21 protein-coding genes and 1 pseudogene are annotated in these 22,329 nt (G+C 61.6%); 19 read left to right on the top strand and 3 right to left on the bottom strand.

Annotated features, from left to right (window positions below):
- Positions 1–36: 36 nt before the first annotated feature.
- The 16 genes and pseudogenes from secY to X773_RS46100 all read left to right on the top strand — a co-directional run bounded on the left by secY (position 37) and on the right by X773_RS46100 (position 14,844).
- Positions 37–1,377 carry a preprotein translocase subunit SecY gene (secY, locus tag X773_RS46175; RefSeq protein WP_023675130.1) on the top strand — a complete coding sequence of 447 codons (1,341 nt, stop codon included), beginning with the start codon at positions 37–39 and terminating at the stop codon, positions 1,375–1,377.
- Positions 1,374–1,985 (top strand): adenylate kinase, encoded by a 612-nt coding sequence (locus X773_RS46170; protein ID WP_023675129.1) that lies wholly within the window; start codon positions 1,374–1,376, stop codon positions 1,983–1,985. The genes secY and X773_RS46170 overlap by 4 nt, the downstream gene beginning before the upstream one ends.
- A gap of 198 nt (positions 1,986–2,183) precedes the next feature.
- The gene (gene rpsM, locus X773_RS46165) at positions 2,184–2,552 is read left to right on the top strand and encodes a 30S ribosomal protein S13 (protein ID WP_006205445.1); all 369 of its coding nucleotides are present in this window, start codon (positions 2,184–2,186) and stop codon (positions 2,550–2,552) included.
- Positions 2,553–2,691: 139 nt separating this feature from the next.
- Positions 2,692–3,081: a 30S ribosomal protein S11 gene (rpsK, locus tag X773_RS46160; protein ID WP_006205444.1), complete on the top strand. Its 390-nt coding sequence runs from the start codon at positions 2,692–2,694 to the stop codon at positions 3,079–3,081.
- Positions 3,082–3,185: 104 nt separating this feature from the next.
- Complete coding sequence (locus X773_RS46155) at positions 3,186–4,196, top strand: DNA-directed RNA polymerase subunit alpha (protein WP_023675128.1); 1,011 nt, start codon at positions 3,186–3,188, stop codon at positions 4,194–4,196.
- 116 nt (positions 4,197–4,312) lie between these two features.
- Complete coding sequence (gene rplQ / locus X773_RS46150) at positions 4,313–4,744, top strand: 50S ribosomal protein L17 (RefSeq protein WP_023675127.1); 432 nt, start codon at positions 4,313–4,315, stop codon at positions 4,742–4,744.
- A 193-nt stretch (positions 4,745–4,937) separates the two neighbouring features.
- Positions 4,938–6,425: a DegQ family serine endoprotease gene (locus X773_RS46145; protein WP_023675126.1), complete on the top strand. Its 1,488-nt coding sequence runs from the start codon at positions 4,938–4,940 to the stop codon at positions 6,423–6,425.
- A 43-nt stretch (positions 6,426–6,468) separates the two neighbouring features.
- Positions 6,469–7,779, top strand: coding sequence for a replication-associated recombination protein A (locus tag X773_RS46140; protein WP_023675125.1), 1,311 nt, complete (start codon positions 6,469–6,471; stop codon positions 7,777–7,779).
- 136 nt (positions 7,780–7,915) lie between these two features.
- Positions 7,916–8,746 (top strand): aspartyl/asparaginyl beta-hydroxylase domain-containing protein, encoded by an 831-nt coding sequence (locus X773_RS46135; RefSeq protein WP_023675124.1) that lies wholly within the window; start codon positions 7,916–7,918, stop codon positions 8,744–8,746.
- A gap of 30 nt (positions 8,747–8,776) precedes the next feature.
- A complete protein-coding gene (gene crcB, locus X773_RS46130) occupies positions 8,777–9,163 on the top strand; it encodes a fluoride efflux transporter CrcB (RefSeq protein WP_023675123.1) in 387 nt (128 codons plus the stop codon).
- A 125-nt stretch (positions 9,164–9,288) separates the two neighbouring features.
- Positions 9,289–9,660, top strand: a complete 372-nt coding sequence (crcB, locus tag X773_RS77960; RefSeq protein WP_245274632.1) for a fluoride efflux transporter CrcB — start codon at positions 9,289–9,291, stop codon at positions 9,658–9,660.
- Positions 9,657–10,006 (top strand): annotated as a pseudogene (locus X773_RS46120) (DUF190 domain-containing protein). The gene crcB (X773_RS77960) and the pseudogene X773_RS46120 overlap by 4 nt, the downstream one beginning before the upstream one ends.
- Before the next feature lie 62 nt (positions 10,007–10,068).
- A complete protein-coding gene (locus tag X773_RS46115; protein ID WP_023675121.1) occupies positions 10,069–11,049 on the top strand; it encodes an RluA family pseudouridine synthase in 981 nt (326 codons plus the stop codon).
- A gap of 5 nt (positions 11,050–11,054) precedes the next feature.
- Complete coding sequence (locus X773_RS46110) at positions 11,055–11,975, top strand: DMT family transporter (protein WP_023675120.1); 921 nt, start codon at positions 11,055–11,057, stop codon at positions 11,973–11,975.
- Positions 11,976–11,977: 2 nt separating this feature from the next.
- A complete protein-coding gene (locus X773_RS46105; RefSeq protein WP_023675119.1) occupies positions 11,978–12,769 on the top strand; it encodes an ATP12 family chaperone protein in 792 nt (263 codons plus the stop codon).
- 185 nt (positions 12,770–12,954) lie between these two features.
- A complete protein-coding gene (locus X773_RS46100; protein WP_023675118.1) occupies positions 12,955–14,844 on the top strand; it encodes an MFS transporter in 1,890 nt (629 codons plus the stop codon).
- A gap of 85 nt (positions 14,845–14,929) precedes the next feature.
- Here X773_RS46100 and X773_RS74265 read toward each other — a convergent pair whose 3' ends face one another.
- Entirely contained in the window at positions 14,930–15,124 is a 195-nt protein-coding gene (locus X773_RS74265) for a DUF2735 domain-containing protein (RefSeq protein WP_023675117.1), read from the bottom strand.
- Between the two features lie 317 nt (positions 15,125–15,441).
- Here X773_RS74265 and X773_RS46095 point away from each other — a divergent pair, with 317 nt between their 5' ends.
- Positions 15,442–16,482 carry a glutamine synthetase beta-grasp domain-containing protein gene (locus tag X773_RS46095; RefSeq protein WP_023675116.1) on the top strand — a complete coding sequence of 347 codons (1,041 nt, stop codon included), beginning with the start codon at positions 15,442–15,444 and terminating at the stop codon, positions 16,480–16,482.
- Positions 16,483–16,597: 115 nt separating this feature from the next.
- On the opposite strand, the gene glnA is transcribed toward X773_RS46095, so the two are convergent.
- Together glnA and X773_RS46085 are read right to left on the bottom strand one after the other, a co-directional pair.
- On the bottom strand, positions 16,598–18,007 hold the full coding sequence (gene glnA, locus X773_RS46090) for a type I glutamate--ammonia ligase (protein WP_023675115.1): 1,410 nt from the start codon (positions 18,005–18,007) through the stop codon (positions 16,598–16,600).
- Between the two features lie 54 nt (positions 18,008–18,061).
- A complete protein-coding gene (locus X773_RS46085) occupies positions 18,062–18,400 on the bottom strand; it encodes a P-II family nitrogen regulator (protein WP_019857988.1) in 339 nt (112 codons plus the stop codon).
- Between the two features lie 357 nt (positions 18,401–18,757).
- On the opposite strand from X773_RS46085, the gene X773_RS46075 reads away from it, so the two are divergent.
- Both X773_RS46075 and X773_RS46070 read left to right on the top strand, forming a co-directional pair.
- Entirely contained in the window at positions 18,758–20,296 is a 1,539-nt protein-coding gene (locus tag X773_RS46075; protein ID WP_023675113.1) for a bifunctional ADP-dependent NAD(P)H-hydrate dehydratase/NAD(P)H-hydrate epimerase, read from the top strand.
- Positions 20,293–22,299, top strand: coding sequence for a hypothetical protein (locus X773_RS46070; RefSeq protein WP_023675112.1), 2,007 nt, complete (start codon positions 20,293–20,295; stop codon positions 22,297–22,299). Before X773_RS46075 ends, X773_RS46070 begins: the two co-directional genes overlap by 4 nt.
- Positions 22,300–22,329 lie beyond the last annotated feature (30 nt).

The following is a 22,329-nucleotide window of genomic DNA, read 5'->3' as shown; positions in this document are numbered from 1 at the left end:
TGCGGGCATCGAGCGTGACCAAGCGGAGAATCAGGCATGGCTTCGGCTGCTGAACAACTAGCCTCGAATCTGAATTTTTCGGCCTTCGCCAAAGCCGAGGATCTGAAGAAGCGCATCTGGTTCACCATCGGCGCGCTGCTCGTCTACCGTCTTGGCACCTATATTCCGCTGCCCGGCATCAATCCCGACGCTTTCGCCCAGGCCTTCTCGTCGCAGAGCAAGGGCGTGCTCGGCATGTTCAACATGTTCGCCGGCGGCGCCGTGCAGCGCATGGCGATCTTTGCCCTCGGCATCATGCCCTATATCTCGGCCTCCATCATCATGCAGCTGATGACCTCGGTCATTCCGTCGCTGGAAGCGCTGAAGAAGGAAGGCGAGCAGGGCCGCAAGATCATCAACCAGTACACGCGCTACGGCACCGTGCTTCTGGCGCTGGTTCAGGCGTACGGCATTTCGGTCGGGCTTGAGGGCGGCAACGGCATCGTCAACGATCCCGGCATGTTCTTCCGCATCTCTACCGTCGTCACGCTGGTCGGCGGCACCATGTTCCTGATGTGGCTTGGCGAGCAGATCACTGCTCGCGGCATCGGCAACGGCATTTCGCTGATCATCTTCTCCGGCATCGTCGCCGGCCTGCCGCGCGCCATCTCCGGCACGCTGGAGCTTGGCCGCACCGGCGCCTTGTCGACCGGCCTGATCCTGGCGATCATCGTGCTGGCCATCATCGTCATCGCGCTGATCGTCTTCTTCGAGCGCGCCCAGCGCCGCCTGCTGATCCAGTATCCCAAGCGCCAGGTCGGCAATCGCATGTTCCAGGGCGATACCTCGCATCTGCCGCTGAAGCTTAACACCTCCGGCGTCATTCCGCCGATCTTCGCCTCGTCGCTGCTGCTGCTTCCGGCAACGGTTGCCGGCTTCTCGCAGACCACCAATATGCCTGCATGGGCCAGCACCATCCTGGCGGCGCTCGGCCACGGCCAGCCGCTCTATATGGCCTTCTACGCGGCGATGATCGTGTTCTTCGCCTTCTTCTATACGGCGATCGTCTTCAATCCGAAGGACACCGCCGACCAGCTCAAGAAGCATTCGGGCTTCATCCCGGGCTATCGTCCGGGCGAGCGCACTGCGGACTATATTGACTATGTGCTCACCCGCATCACCGTCGTCGGCGCCATTTATCTGGTGCTGGTGTGTCTGCTGCCCGAGTTCCTGATTTCAGCGACTGGCGTACCGTTCTACCTTGGTGGCACTTCGCTCCTGATCGTGGTCAGTGTAACGCTCGATACGGTGGCGCAGATTCAGGGTCACCTGATCGCGCACCAGTATGAGGGCCTGATCAAGAAGTCGAAGCTGCGCGGGGGGAAAAAGGCCAGATGAGGTTGATATTGCTTGGACCGCCGGGGGCGGGCAAGGGGACACAAGCACTAAGACTGGTAGATCGACACGGCATCCCACAGCTTTCCACGGGGGACATGCTGCGTGCTGCTGTCCAGGCTGGCACCGAAGTCGGCAAGCGCGCCAAGGCGGTGATGGACGCTGGCGAACTGGTGTCCGACGCTATCGTCAACGCCATCGTGGCCGAGCGCATCGATCAAGCTGATTGCGCAAACGGCTTCATCCTTGACGGGTACCCGCGAACCCTGGTGCAAGCGGACGCCGTTGAGGAAATGCTGTCGGATCGCGGACTGGAGCTCGATGCTGTCATCGAATTTGTCGTCGATGACAAGGCGCTGGTTGGCCGAATCGTCAAGCGCGCCGAAGACGCCAAGGCCGCAGGCCTGCCGGTGCGCAAGGACGACAGCCCAGCGGTGTTCGAGGAACGCTTGAGGGAATATTACAAGAAAACCTCGCCGCTGATCGGCTACTACTACGCCAAGGGCAAGCTCAGGGGCGTCGATGGCATGGCCGACATCGATGCGGTGACGCAGCAGATCGAGGCGGTGCTCAGGGCGACGACCCGGAAAGTTGGCCAGGCGGCCGGCTAGAGAATCGAACGATTGCGCTTGACTGGAGCGGTCCGCTGGGGTATGGCGGCCCGTCTTCCTATCAGGCATGAGGCTTGCTTGTCCGCAAGGGCAAGGCAGGCCGCTTTGAACTGGAAACTCCCGCAAGGGCCGGCCTCCACCGGACGCGGGGCAACTTGAAGCGCCGGCTCGTCCGGCCTATATGGAGAAGAGAAGAACATGGCTCGTATAGCCGGCGTCAATATTCCGACCAACAAGCGCGTCGTCATCGCGCTTCAATACATTCACGGCATTGGCAAGAAGTTCGCCCAGGAGATCGTCGACAAGGTCGGCATCCCGGCCGAGCGTCGCGTCAACCAGCTGACCGACGCGGAAGTGCTGCAGATCCGCGAGACCATCGACCGCGACTATCAGGTCGAGGGCGATCTGCGCCGCGAAGTGTCGATGAACATCAAGCGACTCATGGACCTCGGCTGCTACCGCGGCCTGCGTCACCGCCGCTCGCTACCGGTTCGTGGTCAGCGCACGCATACCAATGCGCGCACCCGCAAGGGCCCGGCTAAGTCGATTGCCGGAAAGAAGAAGTAATTTAGGGCAGTAAGGGAGTAGGGCAGTAAGGCAATAGGAACGGCAGACATACTGCCCTACTGCCATATTCCCCTACTGCCTTCTCCCTGGTGGAGCCGCTGGCATTACGGCGGTGTAGAGATCAACTGAAAGGACCATCATGGCCAAGGAAGCCGCTCGTGTTCGCCGTCGCGAACGCAAGAACATCTCGTCGGGCGTTGCCCACGTCAATTCGACCTTCAACAACACGATGATCACCATCACCGACGCGCAGGGTAACTCGATTGCCTGGTCGTCGGCCGGAGCCCAGGGCTTCAAGGGATCGCGCAAGTCGACCCCGTTCGCTGCCCAGATGGCCGCAGAAGATGTTGCCAAGAAGGCCCAGGAACACGGCATGCGCATGCTCGAGGTCGAGGTCTGTGGACCCGGCTCCGGTCGTGAATCGGCGCTGCGCGCGCTGCAGGCTGCCGGCTTCACCATCACCTCGATCCGTGATGTGACGCCGATCCCGCACAATGGCTGCCGCCCGCGCAAGAAGCGCCGCGTCTAAAGAATTTACCGAACGCCGCGCGAGCGCCTCAAGGGCGCTCCTCCACGGCATTCCAGGTCGCCCGCCACGATTGGATGGTGGCGGGACAACGGAAGGAAAGCACTATGATCCAGAAAAATTGGCAAGAACTGATCAAGCCGAACAAGATCGAGTTCTCGTCGAAGAAGAAGACGCTGACCACGCTGGTCGCCGAGCCGCTCGAGCGCGGCTTCGGCCTCACCCTCGGCAACGCGCTGCGCCGCGTGCTTCTGTCTTCGCTGCGTGGCGCGGCTGTAACCGCCGTGCAGATCGACGGCGTTCTGCATGAATTCTCGTCCATCGCCGGCGTCCGCGAGGACGTGACCGACATCGTTTTGAACATCAAGGAAATCGCCATCCGCATGGAAGGCGACGGCCCCAAGCGCATGGTCGTCCGCAAGCAGGGACCGGGCGCGGTTCTCGCCGGCGACATCCAGACGGTCGGCGACGTCGAGATCCTCAATCCCGACCACGTCATCTGCACGCTGGACGAAGGCGCTGAAATCCGCATGGAATTCACCGTCGATACCGGCAAGGGCTATGTGCCGGCCGACCGTAACCGCGCCGAGGACGCGCCGATCGGGCTGATCCCCGTCGACAGCCTGTATTCGCCGGTCAAGAAGGTCTCCTACAAGGTCGAGAACACCCGCGAGGGCCAGGTTCTCGACTATGACAAGCTGACCATGACCATCGAGACCGACGGTTCGATTTCGGGCGAGGACGCGGTGGCCTTCGCCGCTCGCATCCTGCAGGACCAGCTCGGCCTGTTCGTCAATTTCGACGAGCCGCAGAAGGAAGTCGCCGCCGAACAGGTTACCGAGCTTGCCTTCAACCCGGCGCTGCTCAAGAAGGTCGACGAGCTCGAGCTTTCGGTGCGTTCGGCCAACTGCCTGAAGAACGACAACATCGTCTATATCGGCGACCTGATCCAGAAGACCGAAGCCGAGATGCTGCGCACCCCGAACTTCGGCCGCAAGTCGCTGAACGAGATCAAGGAAGTCCTGGCGGCGATGGGCCTGCATCTCGGCATGGAAGTGCCGGACTGGCCGCCGGAAAACATCGAAGACCTCGCCAAGCGTTACGAAGACCAATATTGAGCATGATCTCGAACCGAAGGTCAGCGCAGCAAAAAGTTGCAGACTTTTCGGACAAGATCATGCGGCTAACCAACTGGGGCTCAGGCCTCTTGAAACCGCAATGAAGGAGAAGAGCCATGCGCCACGGATTTAAAGGCCGCCGGTTCGCCCGCAGCATAAGCCATCGCAAGTCGATGTTTGCCAACCTTGCCGTGTCGCTTATCGAGCACGAGCAGATCCTCACCACGCTGCCGAAGGCGAAGGATTTGCGTCCGATCGTCGAGAAGTTGGTGACGCTCGGCAAGCGCGGCGACCTGCACGCCCGCCGCCAGGTTATTGCCCAGATCGGCAATGAAGGCGTCGTCAAGCGCCTGTTCGATACCATCGCGCCACGTTATGCCACCCGCAACGGCGGCTATCTGCGCATCATGAAGGCCGGCTTCCGCCACGGTGATAACGCGGCAATGGCGGTCATCGAGTTCGTCGACCGCGACACCTCGGCCAAGGGCGCCGGCGACCGTGCCCGCATCGAGGCCGAAGGCACCGAAGAGGAAGCTGCAGCCGCATAAGGCTCGGTTTTTCGCGAGAAGTTCAAAAGGGGCCTCCGGGCCCTTTTTCTGTTTCCGAAGGTACCGGGCAGGGCTGGTAGGGGTTTTGTCACCGGTTTTTGCGGCGACTACCCAAAATAATCGGATTTCAGCGGCTTAGCCTTTCATTTTGCACAATCGTCAGGACAATGGCGCCCGACTTGGAGGATTCGGAATGCGCGTTAAACGGCTGTCCATTGTTCTGATCTGCGCCTTGATGGCGTTGGCCGTCGTGCCGGCGGCCAGGCACGCGCTGGCGGAGGAGGCCAAGCCAGATCCCGGTCTGTCCGACGTGCTAACCGATCTGCTGCATGGCGTCGAAGGCGAAAACGCCACTTCAGGCCCCGACAAGCGCGTGCCGTTCGGCCGCGAGGAGGTGCAGCTGTCCTTCGCGCCGCTGGTCAAGCAGACGGCGCCGGCCGTGGTCAATGTCTACGCCTCGCAGACCGCCAAGGTGACGTCGCCCTTCGACGGCGATCCGTTCTTCGAGGAGTTCTTCGGCCGCTCGCAGCCGCGCGCGCAGTCCTCGCTCGGTTCGGGGGTGCTGGTCGATCCGACCGGCGTCGTGGTCACCAATTTCCACGTCGTCAAGGACGCCGACCAGGTCAAGGTCGCGACTGCCGATGGGCGCGAATTCGACAGCAAGGTACTGCTTAAGGACGAGACGCTCGATCTCGCCGTGCTCAAGATTTCTTCCGACAAGCCGTTTCCGGTGATCGCCATCGGCGATTCCGACGCGCTCGAGGTCGGCGACCTGGTGCTGGCGATCGGCAATCCGTTCGGTGTCGGCCAGACCACCACCAGCGGCATTATTTCGGCGGTGGCGCGCAGCCATATCGGCGTCTCCGATTCCAGCTTCTTCATCCAGACCGACGCCGCCATCAACCCCGGCAATTCCGGTGGCGCGCTGGTCAACATGGGAGGGCAGCTGATCGGCATCAACACGGCGATCTATAGCCGTAGCGGCGGCTCGATCGGCATCGGCTTTGCCATCCCTTCGAACATGGTTCGCGCCTTCGCCGACGCGGCCAAGGCCGGGCTCGACTTCTTCGAGCGGCCGTATGCCGGTGCCGAGTTCGAGGCGGTGACGCCGCAGATTGCCGAATCGCTCGGCATCGACAAACCGACCGGTGCGCTGGTTTCTTCGGTCGAAGAGGCGGGACCCGCCGCCAAGGCAGGGCTCAAGCCGGGCGACGTAGTGCTGTCGCTCAACGGCAAGCCGGTCGAGAGCGTCGGGGCGCTGGACTACCGGATGGCGACGCTGTCGATTGGTACGAATGCCAGCTTCGGCGTTCTGAGCAAGGGTCAGCAGGCGACGATGGACATCGCGCTGGAACGGCCGCCTGAGGGCGCCAAAGCTGCGGAACTCATATTGCGCGGCCGCAGCCCGTTTTCCGGTGCCAAGGTTGCTGAACTGTCGCCACGGCTTGCCCAACGGCTCGGTCTGCGCACGGATGTCAAAGGCGTCACCGTGGTCGACATCAACCGCGATTCGCCTGCTGCCGATTTTGGCTTCCAGCCAGGCGACATCGTGCGTGAGGTCAATGGCCTGACGATCGACAAGGCGGCGACCTTGGAACAGGTAGCCCAGCAGGATACGCGCTGGTGGCGCTTTACCGTCGAGCGCGGCGGGCAGATACTACGCCAGGTGTTGCGTTACTGAGCCCGAACGTCAGCATGATCGGGCTCCAGGCAGAAGAAGTTGCATGGCCGATCTGTTCAGTGTCGATGAACCGGAAAAGACGCCGCCCGGCAGGCCGCTGGCGGACCGTCTGCGCCCGAAGAACCTCGGCGAGGTCGTCGGCCAGGAGCATCTGACCGGACCCGACGGCGCGCTGACGCGGCTGATCGGCTCCGGCTCGCTCGGCTCGATGATCTTCTGGGGCCCGCCCGGCACCGGCAAGACCACGGTCGCACGGCTGCTTGCCGGCGAGACAAGCCTCGCCTTCGAACAGATCTCGGCGGTGTTTTCCGGCGTTGCCGACCTGAAGAAAGTGTTCGAGGCAGCGAAGCTGCGCCGCTCCAACGGCCGCCAGACACTGCTGTTCGTCGACGAGATCCATCGCTTCAACCGCGCCCAGCAGGACAGTTTTCTGCCCGTGATGGAAGACGGCACCGTCGTGCTGGTCGGCGCCACCACGGAGAATCCGTCCTTCGAGCTTAACGCCGCGCTGTTGTCGCGCGCGCGTGTGCTGGTCTTTCACTCGCTCGGCGAGGACAGTATCGCCAAGCTGCTGGCGCGGGCCGAGGAGGCAGAGGGCAGGGCGCTGCCGCTCGATGAAGACGCGCGGGCGATGCTCATCCGCATGAGCGACGGCGACGGCCGCGCGGCATTGACGCTCGCCGAAGAGGTCTGGCGCGCAGCGAAATCAAAGGAGGTGTTCGGCGCCGAAGCCCTGCAGCGCATCGTCCAGCGCCGCGCGCCGATCTACGACAAGGGACAGGACGGCCACTACAATTTGATCTCCGCCTTGCACAAATCGGTGCGCGGCTCCGACCCCGACGCGGCACTCTACTATCTCGCCCGCATGTTCGACGCCGGCGAAGATCCGCTTTATCTCGGGCGCCGGTTGGTGCGCATGGCGATGGAGGATATCGGGCTGGCCGACCCGCAGGCGCTCGTCGTCGCTAACGCCGCCAAGGACGCCTATGACTATCTGGGCTCGCCCGAGGGCGAACTGGCCTTCGCCGAGGCGACCGTCTATCTCGCCACCGCGCCGAAATCCAATGCAGTTTATACCGCGTTCAAGGCCGCCACACAGGCGGCGAAGGAATTCGGTTCGCTGCTGCCGCCCAAGCACATTCTCAATGCGCCGACCAAGCTGATGAAACAGGAAGATTACGGCGCCGGCTATCGCTACGACCACGACGAGCCCGACGCTTTTTCCGGCCAGGACTATTTTCCGGAGAAGATGGGAAGGCAGACATTCTATGACCCGCCAGAGCGCGGCTTCGAGCGCGATATCAGGAAGCGGCTGGATTATTGGGCGAAGCTGCGCAGCGAGCGGGAAAAGTAGCTGCCGACCGCACAGTGGTGTGATCGCCGTTGTCTGGCGGGATAAAAAACCCTATCAAGATGCGCCTTCGGCCGGCGGACAGGCCAGAAACGTACCGACGATATTCAGAACGGAATCGCGCCTGGCGCGTGGAAAAATGACAAAAAAATCTCGCAAGACCCTTCGGAAGTTCGCCATAGCGATCCCGCTGCTGGCGCTCGGCTTCTATTTCATTCCCATCCTGACGACAATTTTCATTGTCCTCGGCCTGGTCGACGTGTTGCGCAATGACAACAAGAACTGGGCGCTGTTCAGTGGTTATTTTCTCGGCAACGGCATCTTCACCTGGCTGCTTTCGCCCTTCAATCTGCTGGTCGATCTTCTGTGCTACAGAAACCGCGGTGTCTGGAAACTGGACCAGTTTCCTCCGGACTATCAGCGTGAGGTCAACGAGGTTCTGGACGTCTTCAAGGCGCGCAAGGACGAGATCATCGCCGATATCGACGCCAATTTCGGCAGCGGCCGGCGCGGCATGTATGTCTACCAGTGGTACGGCAAGCACAAGATCGACAACGTCGCCGAATTCAACAAGGATTTCAAATATATCAAGACCATCGCCGTGTCGGTGTTCAGGGGCAAGGAATCGACCTCCTGGCATTTCGGACCGCTGCGGCTCAGCCTGCGCATTCTCTACAATCTTCTCCCGGTGAAGGCCGAGGTTTTCGTCGAGTGCAACAACGCCAGGAACTACTGGCACGACAATCCGCTCTATATTTTCGACGACACGCTGCTGCACCGCTCGGTCAACGAATATGATGGGCGCCGCTACTGCGTGTTCATGGACATCATCCGGCCATCGCCATTCCCCGGCCTGATCGCCGCTCTTCTCGCCATCGTTTCGGTCAGCGTCGAGCGCATCAATGCCATGTTCTACAAGAACTGGAAGATGATCGGCTCCAGCAAGCCGAAGAAGGCCGGAGCCGCCTGACACCGTGGTGTGACCGGCGCGAGGAGCACGATGTATCATCTGTTGCTTGTCTGCCTTGGTGGCGCGATCGGTGCAATGGCCCGCTTCTTCCTGTCCGGCTTCGTCGCCCGCCGGGTCGGCGAGACCTTTCCCTGGGGCACTATGGCCGTCAACGTCTCGGGAGCGTTTGCAATCGGTGTCGTTGCGCATGCGGTGGCGCGCGACGGCATGCCCGCCATCTGGGCCTTTACCGTTACCGGCGGCCTCGGCTGCTACACCACGGTTTCTTCCTTCAGCCTGCAGACGCTGGCGCTGGCGCGCGACGGCGAATGGCGGCGCGCCGGCGGAAATGTGCTGCTTTCGGTTTTTCTGAGCCTCGGCGGCGTGACGCTGGGCTTTGCTGCGGGAAGTCTTCTGATTGGCGGCGGGGCGCCGTGAGCGGCCCGCGGAAGCTCCGCCACGACGGGACGGACACTGCCGCGGCAGGGCATGCGGCGCGCCTTATTGGCCGTCGCAGAACCAACGAAACGGTTCGGCTCTATGCGACCGTAGCCGCAGGCAGCATGATCGGCGGTGTGTTGCGGGCGCTTGCCTCATCGACCAGCACTGCCCTGTGGGGCGCTGGATTTCCCTTCGGCACGCTCCTCGTCAACATTGTTGGCTCGTTCCTCATCGGCTTCTACGCGACATTGACGGGACCCGATGGTCGCGTCTTCGCCGGTCCGCTGCAACGTCAATTCTTCATGGCCGGCTTCTGCGGCGGCCTGACGACCTTCTCCGCTTTCAGCCTTGAAACACTCACCCTCGCGCAAGGCGGGAGGCTTGTGGCGGCGGGACTCAATATCGCGATCTCCGTGGTGGCCTGGCTTGCCGCCGTCTGGCTTGGCCACATCTTTGCAGTTCGGCTCAACCGGCTGAGAGGGTCCAGGCAATGAAGATACCAACACAGGCGCAATTGCTGCGCATATTTATCGGCGAAAACGACAAGGCAGATGGCCGTCCGCTGTATGAGGTTATCGTGCTGAGGGCCCGCGAAATGCAGATCGCCGGCGCGACCGTCCTGCGCGGCGCGATGGGGTTCGGCCATTCCAGCCGGCTTCACACCACGAAGATNCCACGAAGATCCTCCGCCTATCGGAGGATCTGCCACTCGTCATCGAGATCGTCGATGACGAGGAAAAATTGGCCGCTTTCCTGCCCGTGCTTGAAACAATCATGACAAGTGGTTTGATTACGCTGGAGAAAGTTCAGGTTCTGCAATATGGAACCGACAACGAATAACCGAGTGAGATTGCGGGTGCCGGCGAATGCCGTTGCATGCCTGCAAAACGGCGATTGGAATCATGGCAGGCGTTGAACAGATCACAGTGGACGCCGGCGAGGCGGGCATGCGGCTCGACCGCTGGTTCAAGAGCCATTTCCCCGGTCTCGGTTTCGGTCATCTGCAGAAGCTGATGCGTTCCGGCCAGATCCGCGTCGACGGCGGCAGGGTGAAGGCCGATACCCGCGTCGAAGCCGGCCAGACGGTCCGAGTGCCGCCGCTCGAAGTCGACAAGAAAGGTGAAAGCCCGCTCACCGGTCATTCGATCCGCAACCAGGGCGACGCCGACGTTTTGGCAAAGATGCTGATCCATGAGGACCCGAAGGTCTTCGTCTTCAACAAGCCGGCCGGCCTGGCGGTCCAGGGCGGCTCTGGCGTCACCCGCAATGTCGACGACATGCTGGAAGCCTGGCGCAACCAGAAGGGCGAGAAGCCGCGTCTGGTGCACCGGCTCGACCGCGACACGTCGGGTGTGCTGGTTGTCGCCCGTACAAGGCTCGCCGCCATGAAGCTCGCCGAAGCGTTCCGGGCGCGTGAGACGAAGAAAACCTACTGGGCGCTGGTCAAGGGCGTGCCGCCGAAGCGCGAGGACAAGATCTCAACCTGGCTGATCAAGGAACCGACGCCCGACGGCGATCGTGTGCGCATCGCCAAGCATGGCGAAAAGGGCGCCGATCACGCCGTGTCCTATTACCGCATCGTCGAGCAGGCGGCGCAGACCCTGTCCTGGCTGGAAATGGAACCCTATACCGGGCGCACCCACCAGCTTCGCGTCCATGCCGCCCATATCGGTTGCCCGATCATCGGCGACCCCAAATATTTCGAGGCCGACACCAATTGGGATTTTCCAGGCGGCATGCAGAACCGCCTGCATCTGCACGCGCGCCGCATTGTCATCCCTCATCCCGACAAGGGCTTTGTCGACGTCACCGCACCGATGCCGCCGCATATGCGCCAGAGCTGGAACCTGCTCGGTTTCGACGACGCGAGCGCGGAGGACTAGCGGCGGTGGGCGTCGCCACAGATACGCTCGACCGTCGTGACGCGGTCGATCTGGCGGCCGCCGCCATCATGGTCGGGCTGACCTTTTCGTGGGGCCTGAACTACGTTGCCGCCAAGATCTCGTATGCCGGCTACGACCCTGTTTTCCTGTCCATCGCCCGCTCGGCGATCGGCGGCCTGTGTGTTTTCGGCTGGTGCCGCTGGCGCGGCATTGCGCTGTTCACGCCCGACAAAACCCTCGTCGCTGGCATTCTGGCGGGTGCGCTTTTTGGTCTCGAGTTCCTGTTTCTCTACGTCGGACTCGAGCACACGACGGTTGTGCGCAATACCTTGCTGGTCAACACCATGCCGTTCTGGATGCTGGTTGGCGGTCATTTCCTGCTGGGCGAAAGCATCACGGCACGCAAGCTCGTTGGTCTTCTGCTCGCTTTCGCCGGACTGATCGCGGTGTTTTCCGATAAACTGAGCGCCAATGGCGGCGCAACATTGGGCGGCGATTTGCTCAGTCTCGGTGCCGGCATTCTGTGGGCCGTGACCAATATCGTCATCAAGCGGTCGAAGCTGGTGACGGCCAGCGCCGAAAAGCTGCTGCTCTATCAGCTGGCCGGGGCCGCCGTCGTCGGCATTTTGGTGATGCCTTTTGCCGGGCCGCCCGTCCGCAACTTTACCGTCTTGCCAGCCTTGGCTCTGCTGTTCCAGGCCGTCTACGTTGTCGCATTCACCTATGTGCTGTGGTTCTGGCTGCTGCGGCGCTACCCTGCATCTGGACTGTCGAGCTTCACCTTCCTGTCGCCGGTGTTTGGTGTTTTGTGCGGCGCCGTGTTCTTGAACGAGCCGCTGACCGTTCGTATCTTCCTGGCACTCGGCCTCATCGCCGCCGGACTCATCATCGTCAACCGGCCGGCCCGAAAACAAAGTCCCGGATGAGCATGCGCGATATATTGAACGACCTCGAAGCTGGAAAGCAGCTCTCTGATCCGGACCCGGTGCGTCGCGCCCAGATCCAGATGAAGACGCCGCTGCCGAAGCGCTTCTACAAGACCGTCGCGGTAGCACCGGTCGAAGACGGTTTTGCCGTCCATCTCGATGGCAAGCCCGTCCGCACGCCGGCCAAGGCGCTGCTGGCGCTGCCGACCGAAAAGGCGGCTGCTCTCGTCGCCGAGGAATTCGCCGCACAGGAGGAGACCATCGATCCGGTGACGATGCCGGTGATGCGTCTGGTCAACACCGCGATCGATGGCGTCGCCAGTGATCCCCAGGCGGTGCTGGAGGACATCCTGCGCTTCGCCGCATCCGATCTGCTCTGCTACCGCGCTGATGCGCCACAGGGCCTGGTCGACCGGCAGAACGAGCATTGGGATCCGGTCATCGACTGGGCGCGCACCGCGCTCGGCGCCCGGTTCCATCTCGCCGAAGGCGTGATCCATGTCGAGCAGCCGCGCGAGACCATCGCGCTGCTTGGGCAGCATCTTGCCCAGCGTGCCGATCCGCTGCGCCTTGCCGCCATCCACGTCATGACGTCGCTGACCGGATCGGCGCTGCTGGCGCTGGCCGTCGACTTCGGCGAGCTCGACGGCGAGGCGGCCTGGGCTGCCGGTCATGTCGACGAGGACTGGCAGGCCGAGCAATGGGGCCATGATGCCGAGGCCGTCGCGCACCGCGCGGCCCGCAAGCGCGACATGATGGCCGCAGTCAGGCTGCTCGAAGCTCTCAAAGGCTGACGGCACCGCCTGCGATTTCGCACTGCACATTAGACCAAAGTCATAATCCCAAAGGCGGTCTGCCTCTGGGCACTGCTTTCTGTCATTTTTTGCACCGATGGCTGCACTGAGTCTGCGTTGCGAGGAAACGCGGACGATGAAGTGCCGCATCGAGGACTGACAGAATCACACGGGAGGATACGCTCATGGCAATGGCATCGACCGCCGGCAAAACAAGCCGCGGCATGACGCGCGAGGAGAAGAAGGTCATCTTCGCTTCCTCGCTCGGCACCGTTTTTGAATGGTACGATTTTTATCTCTACGGCTCGCTGGCAGTGTTCATTGGTTCGACTTTTTTCAGTCCAACCATTCCGGAAGCGACGCGCAATATTTTCGCGCTGCTGGCGTTTGCCGCTGGCTTCCTCGTGCGCCCGTTCGGCGCATTGCTGTTCGGCCGCATCGGCGACCTTGTCGGCCGTAAATACACTTTCCTTGTCACCATGACGATCATGGGCCTGTCGACCTTCCTGGTCGGCTTGCTGCCTGGCTATGCGACTTTGGGCATCGCCGCTCCCGTGATCCTGATCATCTTGCGCATGTTGCAAGGCCTGGCGCTCGGTGGCGAGTATGGCGGTGCCGCCACCTATGTCGCCGAGCATGCACCCGACGATCGCCGCGGCTACTACACGTCGTGGATACAGACGACGGCAACGCTCGGCCTGTTCCTGTCGCTGATCGTCATCCTGATCGTCCAGGGGTCGATGACCAAGGAAACCTACGCCGCCTGGGGCTGGCGCATTCCGTTCATCGTTTCCTTCCTCCTCCTCGGCATTTCGATCTGGATCCGGCTGTCGCTTTCTGAATCGCCGACCTTCCAGCGCATGAAGGACGAAGGCAAAGGCTCCAAGGCGCCGCTGTCAGAAGCCTTCGGTCAGTGGAAGAACGCCAAGATCGCGCTGCTGGCGCTGCTCGGCCTCACAGCCGGTCAGGCCGTAGTTTGGTACAATGGCCAGTTCTACGCGCTGTTCTTCTTGCAGAACGTGCTCAAGGTCGATCCGCAATCGGTCAACATCATGATCGCGATTGCTTTGGCTGTTGGCTCGATCTTCTTCGTCGTGTTCGGCTGGCTCTCCGACAAGATCGGCCGCAAGCCGATTATCATGGCCGGCCTTGCACTGGCGATCGTCTGCACCTTCCCGTTGTTCAAGGCGCTGACCTGGGCAGCCAACCCGGCGCTCGCCACCGCGCAGCAGAACACCCGTGCGACGGTGACCGCGGCACCGGGAGACTGCAAGTTCCAGTTCAACCCGGTGGGCACGGCGAAGTTCACCACGTCCTGCGATATCGCCACCTCGTTTCTGACCAAGAACTCGGTGCCTTATGACGTAGTGGCCACGGCAGCGCCCGGCACTGCTGCGTCGGTCAAAATCGGCAACGAGACGGTTGAGTCGTATGACGCCACCGCAGCCGGCGATCAAGCCAAGGCCAAGGACGCTGTTTTCGCCAAGGCGGTAAACACGGCGCTTCAGGACGGCGGCTATCCGCTGAAACGGGCAGCGGCGAAGGTGCCGGATCAGAAGCTCGAAGCCTTCATCGCGGCCAATCCCGAACTGAAGCTCGATGCGGCCGCCATTCGCGCCGGCGAGAAGGCCATGGTTCCGGCCGACCAGGCGATCAAGGACAAGCTGCTGACTGCCGATGAGGCTGCGGGAGCTCCCGAGGTCACCGTCTACGCCGTACCGGGCGGCGGTCCCTTCGCCATGTTCGCCGACCCGGCGGCGGTCAACTGGCCGATGACGATCGGCATCCTGCTCATCCTCGTGATCTTCGTCACGATGGTCTACGGGCCGATCGCCGCGATCCTGGTCGAGATGTTCCCGACCCGCATCCGCTACACCGGCATGTCGCTGCCCTACCATATCGGCAATGGCTGGTTCGGCGGGCTGCTGCCGGCGACGGTGTTCGCGCTCAGCGCCTACAAGGGCGATATCTACTACGGACTCTGGTACCCAGTGGTGATCGCGGCGATGTCGCTGATCATCGGCATGATCTTTGTCAGGGATACGCTCGGAACGGACCTGCACACCAAACAGTAGCCGGCCTGTCCGGTTCAAAGCAAAGCCCGGTGCGAGCGATCGCGCCGGGCTTTTCCAATCTATCGACTACATGGAGGGGAAGGGCTTAGCTCTTCCGATCCTGGTTCGCTTCCTCGATCGCTGCTTCATGATACCAGGCACTTCCGAAATCCGTTCGGTTGCGCAAAGAAGCAAGTTCTGCCGCGAACTTAGCCTTTCCGCTTAAATTTGAGGCAGACACGCGCGCTGCCACCGGGAACATCAGGATTTTGGCCGACTGACGAGTGGAAGTGATTTCCATTGTCGGTTTCCTTTCTTCGACAGAACCTAGCCGATTCAACCTTTCCCCAAGATAGGTTCAGCAATCGAATTAGGCAATATGATTATAAAAAGATCACTAGTTGCACATTATTTATGCAAACTATGCTTGTGAGTGATCCCAGCGCACCTTGCAGCGGCCCGGCAATTTTGCGCCGATGCGACCTCACTTTGCCGCACCCGTCGCCGGCGAGAATGGCACACGAATTGCTTTTTGATAATCCGGCAGGTCGGCTGCTGGATAGGCCGGCCTGCTCCGGCGCCATCCAGGGTTCGGTGATCAAGCAACGAGAGGCTAGAATGACGAAATACAAGCTCGAGTACATTTGGCTCGATGGATACACCCCGGTTCCCAATCTTCGCGGAAAGACGCAGATCAAGGACTATGCCGAGTTTCCGACGCTCGACCAGCTTCCGCTGTGGGGCTTCGACGGTTCTTCGACCATGCAGGCCGAGGGCCACAGCTCCGATTGCGTTCTGAAGCCGGTCGCCGTCTACCCGGATCCGGCCCGCACCAATGGCGCGCTCGTTATGTGCGAGGTCATGATGCCCGATGGCGTGACGCCGCATGCCTCCAATAAGCGCGCCACCATCCTCGACGACGAGGGCGCCTGGTTCGGCTTCGAGCAGGAGTATTTCTTCTACAAGGACGGCCGCCCGCTCGGCTTCCCCGAGAGCGGCTATCCGGCGCCGCAAGGCCCGTACTATACCGGCGTCGGCTACAGCAATGTCGGCTCAGTCGCCAGGCAGATCGTCGAGGAGCATCTCGACCTTTGCCTTGCCGCCGGCATCAACCATGAAGGCATCAACGCCGAGGTGGCCAAAGGCCAGTGGGAATTCCAGATCTTCGGCAAGGGCTCCAAGAAGGCCGCCGACCAGATGTGGATGGCGCGCTATTTGTTGCAGCGCCTGACCGAGAAGTACGGCATCGATATCGAATATCACTGCAAGCCGCTCGGCGACACCGATTGGAACGGCTCCGGCATGCATGCCAACTTCTCGACCGCCTATATGCGCGAAGTCGGCGGCAAGGGCTATTTCGAGGCGCTGATGGCAGCCTTCGACAAAAACCTGATGGATCACATCGCCGTCTATGGGCCGGACAACGACAAGCGTTTGACCGGCAAGCACGAGACCGCGCCCTGGAACAGGTTCAGCTACGGCATCGCCGACCGCGGCGCCTCGATCCGCGTGCCGCATTCCTTTATCAATAACGGCTACAAGGGCTATCTCGAGGATCGCCGCCCGAACTCGCAGGGTGACCCCTACCAGATCGCCTCGCAGATATTGAAGACGATCGCCTCCGTCCCTACCAGCGCCGAAGTGTCGGCCGCGGCTTGAGTATTCGTCATGGCGTGGACCTCAGGTCTGCGCCGTGACTTTCTCTCCGATCGCATCGCAATAAAAAACCCCGGCGTCTCCTCCGGGGTTTTTTTGTTGGCTGCAACGATCTGGATCAGACCGAATAGTACATATCGTATTCGACCGGATGCGGGGTCATTTCGAAGCGCATTACCTCGGCCATCTTGAGCTCGATATAGCTGTCGATCTGGTCGTCGTCGAATACGCCGCCGGCCTTCAGGAAGCCGCGGTCCTTGTCGAGGCTCTGCAAAGCCTCGCGCAGCGAGCCGCAGACGGTCGGGATTTTCTTCAATTCCTTCGGCGGCAGGTCGTAGAGATCCTTGTCCATCGGCTGTCCCGGGTGGATCTTGTTCTTGATGCCGTCAAGGCCGGCCATCAGCATGGCGGCGAAGGCGAGATAGGGGTTCGCGCCCGGATCGGGGAAGCGGACCTCGACGCGCTTGGCCTTCGGCGACGAGCCGAACGGAATGCGGCACGAGGCCGAGCGGTTGCGTGCCGAATAGGCGAGCAGCACCGGCGCTTCATAGCCCGGCACCAGGCGCTTGTAGGAATTGGTCAGCGGGTTGGTAAAGGCGTTGATCGCCTTGGCATGCTTGATGATACCACCGATGTAGAACAGGCAGCTCTCGGACAGGCCGGCATATTCGTTGCCGGCGAAGGTCGGCTTGCCTTCCTTCCAAATCGACTGGTGGACATGCATGCCCGAGCCATTGTCGCCGAACACCGGCTTCGGCATGAAAGTGGCCGTCTTGCCGTAGGCGTTGGCGACCTGGTGCACGACATATTTATAGATCAGCATCTTGTCGGCGTTGCGGACCAGCGTGTCGAACTTGATGCCGAGCTCGTGCTGGGCGGCGGCCACTTCGTGATGGTGCTTTTCAACGCGCACGCCCATCTCGGCGAGCACGGTGAGCATTTCCGAGCGCATGTCCTGCGCCGAATCGACCGGCGGCACCGGGAAATAACCGCCCTTGATGCGCGGCCGGTGACCGAGGTTGCCGGTCTCGTAGTCGGTATCGTCATTGGACGGCAGTTCGGTCGAATCCAGCCTGAAGCCGGTGTTGTAGGGGTCGGCCTTATACTTGACATCGTCGAAGACGAAGAACTCGGCTTCCGGGCCGACGAAGATCTGGTCGCCGATGCCTTCGGCCTTCATGTAGGCCTCGGCTTTCTTGGCGGTGCCGCGCGGATCGCGGTTGTAGGATTCCCCCGAGATCGGATCGAGGATGTCGCACAGGATGACCATGGTCGACTGCGCGAAGAACGGGTCCATATGCACCGTATCGGAATCCGGCATCAGCACCATGTCGGACTCGTTGATCGCCTTCCAGCCGGCGATCGAGGAACCATCGAACATGACGCCATCGGCAAACATGTCTTCCTCGACCTCGACGACATCCATCGTAACGTGCTGCAGTTTGCCCTTCGGATCGGTGAAGCGCAGATCGACGAACTTAACGTCGTTGTCCTTGATCTGCTTCATGATGTCTTTGGCTGTCGTCATGTCCCTGCTTCCCTATGTGATGACGTTTTGAACATGGCCTTTTAACGGGAAAATTCAGACGGCGTCCATGCCGGTTTCGCCGGTGCGAATGCGCACCACTTCCTCGATATTGGAGACGAAGATCTTACCGTCGCCGATGCGGCCGGTCTGGGCCGCCTTGCGGATGGCTTCGATCGCGGCTTCGACCGCATCGTCGCCGAGCACGACTTCGATTTTCACCTTCGGCAGGAAGTCGACGACATATTCGGCGCCGCGATAAAGCTCGGTATGGCCCTTCTGGCGGCCAAACCCTTTGGCCTCGGTAACGGTGATACCTTGCAGGCCGGCCTCCTGAAGCGCTTCCTTCACTTCGTCTAGCTTGAACGGCTTGATGATCGCTTCGATCTTTTTCATGTAAAAAGTGGCCTCCACTGCCAAAAAAGACGGGTTGTGAGCCCCGCTTGCGCCTCAATCAAGCACGAACTGTGCCAATTGATGGGGCGCCGAACGGCCTCACATGATTTGGATACCATGCCACGCGGGAATGTACATTCGCGTCATTCGCAGCGTTGGATGCGCCATGAATGCCGCGAGCCTACACACCGCCGGTCCTGCCGTCCGCACAAAAATTGGGCAGATCGGCTATTTCATGGGCAGCTGCGCGCCGTCGTCCCGAACGATGTACGCCGCCAAATTGCTTGGGGACCTTCGTTGTTTGCGTCGGATCAAAAACTGGACAATGCTTGGGGAAATGATGTGCATGTCGCCCGCATGAGCAATGAGCTTCTGTCTCCGTCCGACATGGCCGAGGCCGACCGGCTGGCGATTGCCGCTGGTCCATTCGACGGCATCGGCCTGATGCGCAATGCCGGTGCTGCGGTTGCTGCCGTAGTACTCAAGCGCTACCCGAACGCAACGCGCGTCCACGTGCTTTGCGGCCCCGGCAACAATGGCGGCGACGGCTATGTCGTGGCGCGGTTGTTGGCAGAGGCCGGGATGAAGGTCGCCGTTTGGGCCGAAGGCAAGCAGAAAGCGGGGAGCGATGCGGCGTTGGCGGCCGAAGCTTGCGACCTGCCGGTGAACCATATTGCCCATTGTTATCCAGAAGCGGGTGAAGTGGTCGTGGACGCGCTCTACGGTGCAGGTCTGTCGAAGGATATTTCCCTACATGCGTCAGCCGTCTCGGGCCGCAGCGCAGCGGAGAAAGTGCCAGTCGTCTCAATCGACCTGCCATCCGGCGTGTCGGGCGAGAGCGGATTGACCAATGCCTATTTCGACGCTGCGGTGACTGTGACCTTCGTGCGGAAAAAGCCAGGCCATCTACTGATGCCAGGACGCAGTATGTGCGGCGAAATCATTGTCGCTGATATCGGGATTCCGGATGGGATCGTCGACCAACTCAAGATCAAGACGTTCGAGAACACGCCGGACCTCTGGCTACGATGGGAGTTTCCGAGAACGTCTGCCGATACGCACAAATACAAACGCGGCCAAGTCGGCGTTTTTTCGGGCGGGCCGAATGCGACTGGTGCGGCAAGATTGTCAGCGATGGCCGCGGCCAGAAGCGGAGCAGGGGCAGTGACCGTGCTTTCGCCTAGCGATGCCATGCAGGTGAACGCCGCGCATCTGACCTCGATCATGCTGCGTGCGGTAGATACGGTGGCGGACGCAGGCGAGTTCATCAACGAAAGGCAGCATACTGCGTTCGTTCTCGGCCCCGGATTCGGAGTCGGCGAAAAAGCCCGCGACTTCGCCTTGCGGTTGCTCGAGCAGGACGAGGTCTATGATTTCAAACGCATGGGCCTGTTTGGAGGCATTGTGCTTGATGCCGATGGCCTGACTTCGTTTCGCGACGCTCCAGATGTTCTCTTTGAAGCAGCACATCGAACCTTCGCACCAAGTCTGGTGCTGACGCCGCATGAAGGCGAATTCGCCAGGCTTTTTCCCGACATTGCCAAATCGAAGAAGCAGTCAAAGCTCGCCAAGGCCCGCGCCGCCGCAGCGCGTGCCAATGCAGTCATTGTCTACAAGGGCGCCGACTCGGTGATCGCGGCGCCGGACGGCCGGGCGGCGATCAACGCCAACGGCGCGCCCTGGCTGGCAACAGCCGGGTCAGGCGATGTTCTGGCGGGCATCGTTGCCGCGCTGCTGGCGCAGGGGATGCGGGCTTTCCAGGCCGCCTGCGCCGCGGTCTGGATCCATGCCGAGGCCGGCAGGCGCTTCGGTCCAGGGTTGATCGCTGAGGATTTGCCGCTGGCTCTGGTGCCGGTGTTGCGCGAATTGGTCGAGAGCCAACCGGACCTTCTATGAGACGCCTTGCTCTCCTTCTCACCACGCTTGTCATGGCCGCTTTGACGACACTGTCGGCGAATGCCGCTGAGCAGCCGGTGACCATCGTCGATGATCCAGCGGTGCTTGCTGCTCTCGATGCCAAGGGCTTTGGCCTCGCCGGCATTTTCGGCGTCGATGGCAAGGGCGATTTGAAGACGCTTTACGACAAGGCGCCGGCCTATCACGCGATCATCGAAACGATTGCAAGCGACGTCGCAGCATTGCGGGCCGAGATGAAGGCCGGCGGTCGGCCGCTCTACGAGGTGACCGACGGCAATGTTGGCCGTGTCATGGACATGCGCTGGCTGAGGACCGATGCCGCGCGCTTTCGCCTCGTCGGCATCGTCAACCGGCTCGACCGGCGCGACTTCGCCGCGCTGCAAGGCGATACGAGTTGCGGCGAAGTGCGCTTCGTCTATCGCTTATCCTATAGTTTCAAGAAAAACGGCAAGGTTCTGGCCTCGCGCCTGCCGTTCAATTTCAGTGCCGTCTACAATGCCGCGCCGGATGCCGACGGCGGCTGTGTCGGCGTCGCCGGACGCTGGGCACCACAGCTCGACGAGAACGTCGATGCCGGCTGGCTGATCGGTGGGCCGCTGGACAGGGCGGCGCTCACCTTCAAGCAGCTTGAGCTCAATGCGCAAGTGGTGCGCTTCCCCTCCGGCCAAGAGACCGAATTCGGCGGGCAGGCTGCCTATCTCATGCGTATCTTCGGCATCGATGGCGCGGCTGCCAGCGAAAAGCCGTTGGAAAACACGCCCGATGCGGCACGCCTTGCCGAAGACGTCGCGCTGAAAGCAAGACTTGCGGACTATGTCCGCACCAGTGTCGCGGCGGTCGATCTCGGCGTCTACCAAATCCCCGATGAATTCTTGGCAAGGAAGGTCATTTCGTGGTCGACCTTCGGCAGTGCGAGGCAGGCCAACCACCTGTTCACGCCACTGTTCCAGTCCGCGGATTTCGCTGGTGTCGATTTCTCTGCGCTGAAGCTGGTGCGCACGCCGGAGGCACTGGTCGAGCGGCTGGACAACGGCGCCTGCCAGGGCTGCCATCAGGCGGGCTCGACCGCCGGCTTCCATTTCATCGGCCTGGACGACAAGACGACCTCGCCGCTCAACCGCATCGAGGTCGGCATCTCCCCGCATCTCCACGCCGACATCCCGCGCCGCGTCGCCTGGCTGCGCGCGACTGCCGACGGCAAGGAACCGAACCGCTTTCGCCCGTTATCGTTCGCGCCGCCGGCGACATGGAACGATGCCGGCGAAATCGCCTATTCGCCGGCCGAGATGGCGATGCCTTGCCTGATGCCACAGGATGCGGCCCGCTTCGGCGCGACATGGCAATGCGGTGCCGGCACCGTCTGCACGCCGTTGACCACCGCGTCCGGCGTGCGCACCAAGCTGGCGCAATGCCTGTTGCCCAAGGACAGCGAAGACATGTTTTCCGGCCACCCTTGTTTAACGGGATCCATCGCCAGCAACCCGGCACAGCCTTTCAATGACCGGTATACCATCACCGGTCAGTTCGCGGCGTTCGCGCCAGGCATTTCGCGCGTCGCCTACACCTGCCGACCGCCGAAGATCGGTGTGCCGGCGGGTATCGCCTATCGCGGCTGCGACGACCGGGATCGCAGCTTTGCCGCCTTCAAGACGGGCAAGCCGATGCCGAACGAGATTTGCGGGCTGGTTGGCGGCAAGAAATTCGACACCTGCGTGGCGACCAATAATTTCGACCAGTGCCTGGGCGGCGCCGTCAATCGCGGCAATCGTCCTGCCTGCTCGGCCGACCATTTCTGCCGCGAGGATTACATGTGCCAGTCGCTGCCGCCCGACATTCCCGGTATCGGCAAGGTGAAAGGCATCGGCTTCTGCTCGCCGACTTATTTTATCTTCCAGATGCGCATCGACAATCACGCCACGCCATGGTCGGGCGCTGTCCGCGCGACGAGGGGGGCCGGGTTCGGAGCGGCGGAAGCGGAATAGCCTGCGCCGACTGGGCATTAGCCGCTATAG

Source organism: Mesorhizobium sp. LSJC280B00 (assembly GCF_000502835.1).
In the GTDB taxonomy this organism is placed as follows: domain Bacteria; phylum Pseudomonadota; class Alphaproteobacteria; order Rhizobiales; family Rhizobiaceae; genus Mesorhizobium.
Note: the sequence above shows the minus strand (reverse complement) of the source record. Positions and strands in the feature narration are given on the sequence as shown.

Bases quoted from the DNA above. Each gene is read 5' to 3' on its own strand.
- X773_RS46115 (WP_023675121.1), top strand. From the start codon at position 10,069: ATGGCAGGCGTTGAACAGATCACAGTGGACGCCGGCGAGGCGGGCATG.
- X773_RS74265 (WP_023675117.1), bottom strand. From the start codon at position 15,124: ATGGAAATCACTTCCACTCGTCAGTCGGCCAAAATCCTGATGTTCCCG.
- secY (WP_023675130.1), top strand. From the start codon at position 37: ATGGCTTCGGCTGCTGAACAACTAGCCTCGAATCTGAATTTTTCGGCC.
- X773_RS46085 (WP_019857988.1), bottom strand. From the start codon at position 18,400: ATGAAAAAGATCGAAGCGATCATCAAGCCGTTCAAGCTAGACGAAGTG.
- rplQ (WP_023675127.1), top strand. From the start codon at position 4,313: ATGCGCCACGGATTTAAAGGCCGCCGGTTCGCCCGCAGCATAAGCCAT.
- X773_RS46140 (WP_023675125.1), top strand. From the start codon at position 6,469: ATGGCCGATCTGTTCAGTGTCGATGAACCGGAAAAGACGCCGCCCGGC.
- X773_RS46070 (WP_023675112.1), top strand. From the start codon at position 20,293: ATGAGACGCCTTGCTCTCCTTCTCACCACGCTTGTCATGGCCGCTTTG.
- X773_RS46095 (WP_023675116.1), top strand. From the start codon at position 15,442: ATGACGAAATACAAGCTCGAGTACATTTGGCTCGATGGATACACCCCG.
- glnA (WP_023675115.1), bottom strand. From the start codon at position 18,007: ATGACGACAGCCAAAGACATCATGAAGCAGATCAAGGACAACGACGTT.
- X773_RS46135 (WP_023675124.1), top strand. From the start codon at position 7,916: ATGACAAAAAAATCTCGCAAGACCCTTCGGAAGTTCGCCATAGCGATC.
- X773_RS46105 (WP_023675119.1), top strand. From the start codon at position 11,978: ATGCGCGATATATTGAACGACCTCGAAGCTGGAAAGCAGCTCTCTGAT.
- X773_RS46155 (WP_023675128.1), top strand. From the start codon at position 3,186: ATGATCCAGAAAAATTGGCAAGAACTGATCAAGCCGAACAAGATCGAG.
- X773_RS46170 (WP_023675129.1), top strand. From the start codon at position 1,374: ATGAGGTTGATATTGCTTGGACCGCCGGGGGCGGGCAAGGGGACACAA.
- rpsK (WP_006205444.1), top strand. From the start codon at position 2,692: ATGGCCAAGGAAGCCGCTCGTGTTCGCCGTCGCGAACGCAAGAACATC.
- rpsM (WP_006205445.1), top strand. From the start codon at position 2,184: ATGGCTCGTATAGCCGGCGTCAATATTCCGACCAACAAGCGCGTCGTC.
- X773_RS46145 (WP_023675126.1), top strand. From the start codon at position 4,938: ATGCGCGTTAAACGGCTGTCCATTGTTCTGATCTGCGCCTTGATGGCG.
- X773_RS46100 (WP_023675118.1), top strand. From the start codon at position 12,955: ATGGCAATGGCATCGACCGCCGGCAAAACAAGCCGCGGCATGACGCGC.
- crcB (WP_023675123.1), top strand. From the start codon at position 8,777: ATGTATCATCTGTTGCTTGTCTGCCTTGGTGGCGCGATCGGTGCAATG.
- crcB (WP_245274632.1), top strand. From the start codon at position 9,289: ATGATCGGCGGTGTGTTGCGGGCGCTTGCCTCATCGACCAGCACTGCC.
- X773_RS46075 (WP_023675113.1), top strand. From the start codon at position 18,758: ATGAGCAATGAGCTTCTGTCTCCGTCCGACATGGCCGAGGCCGACCGG.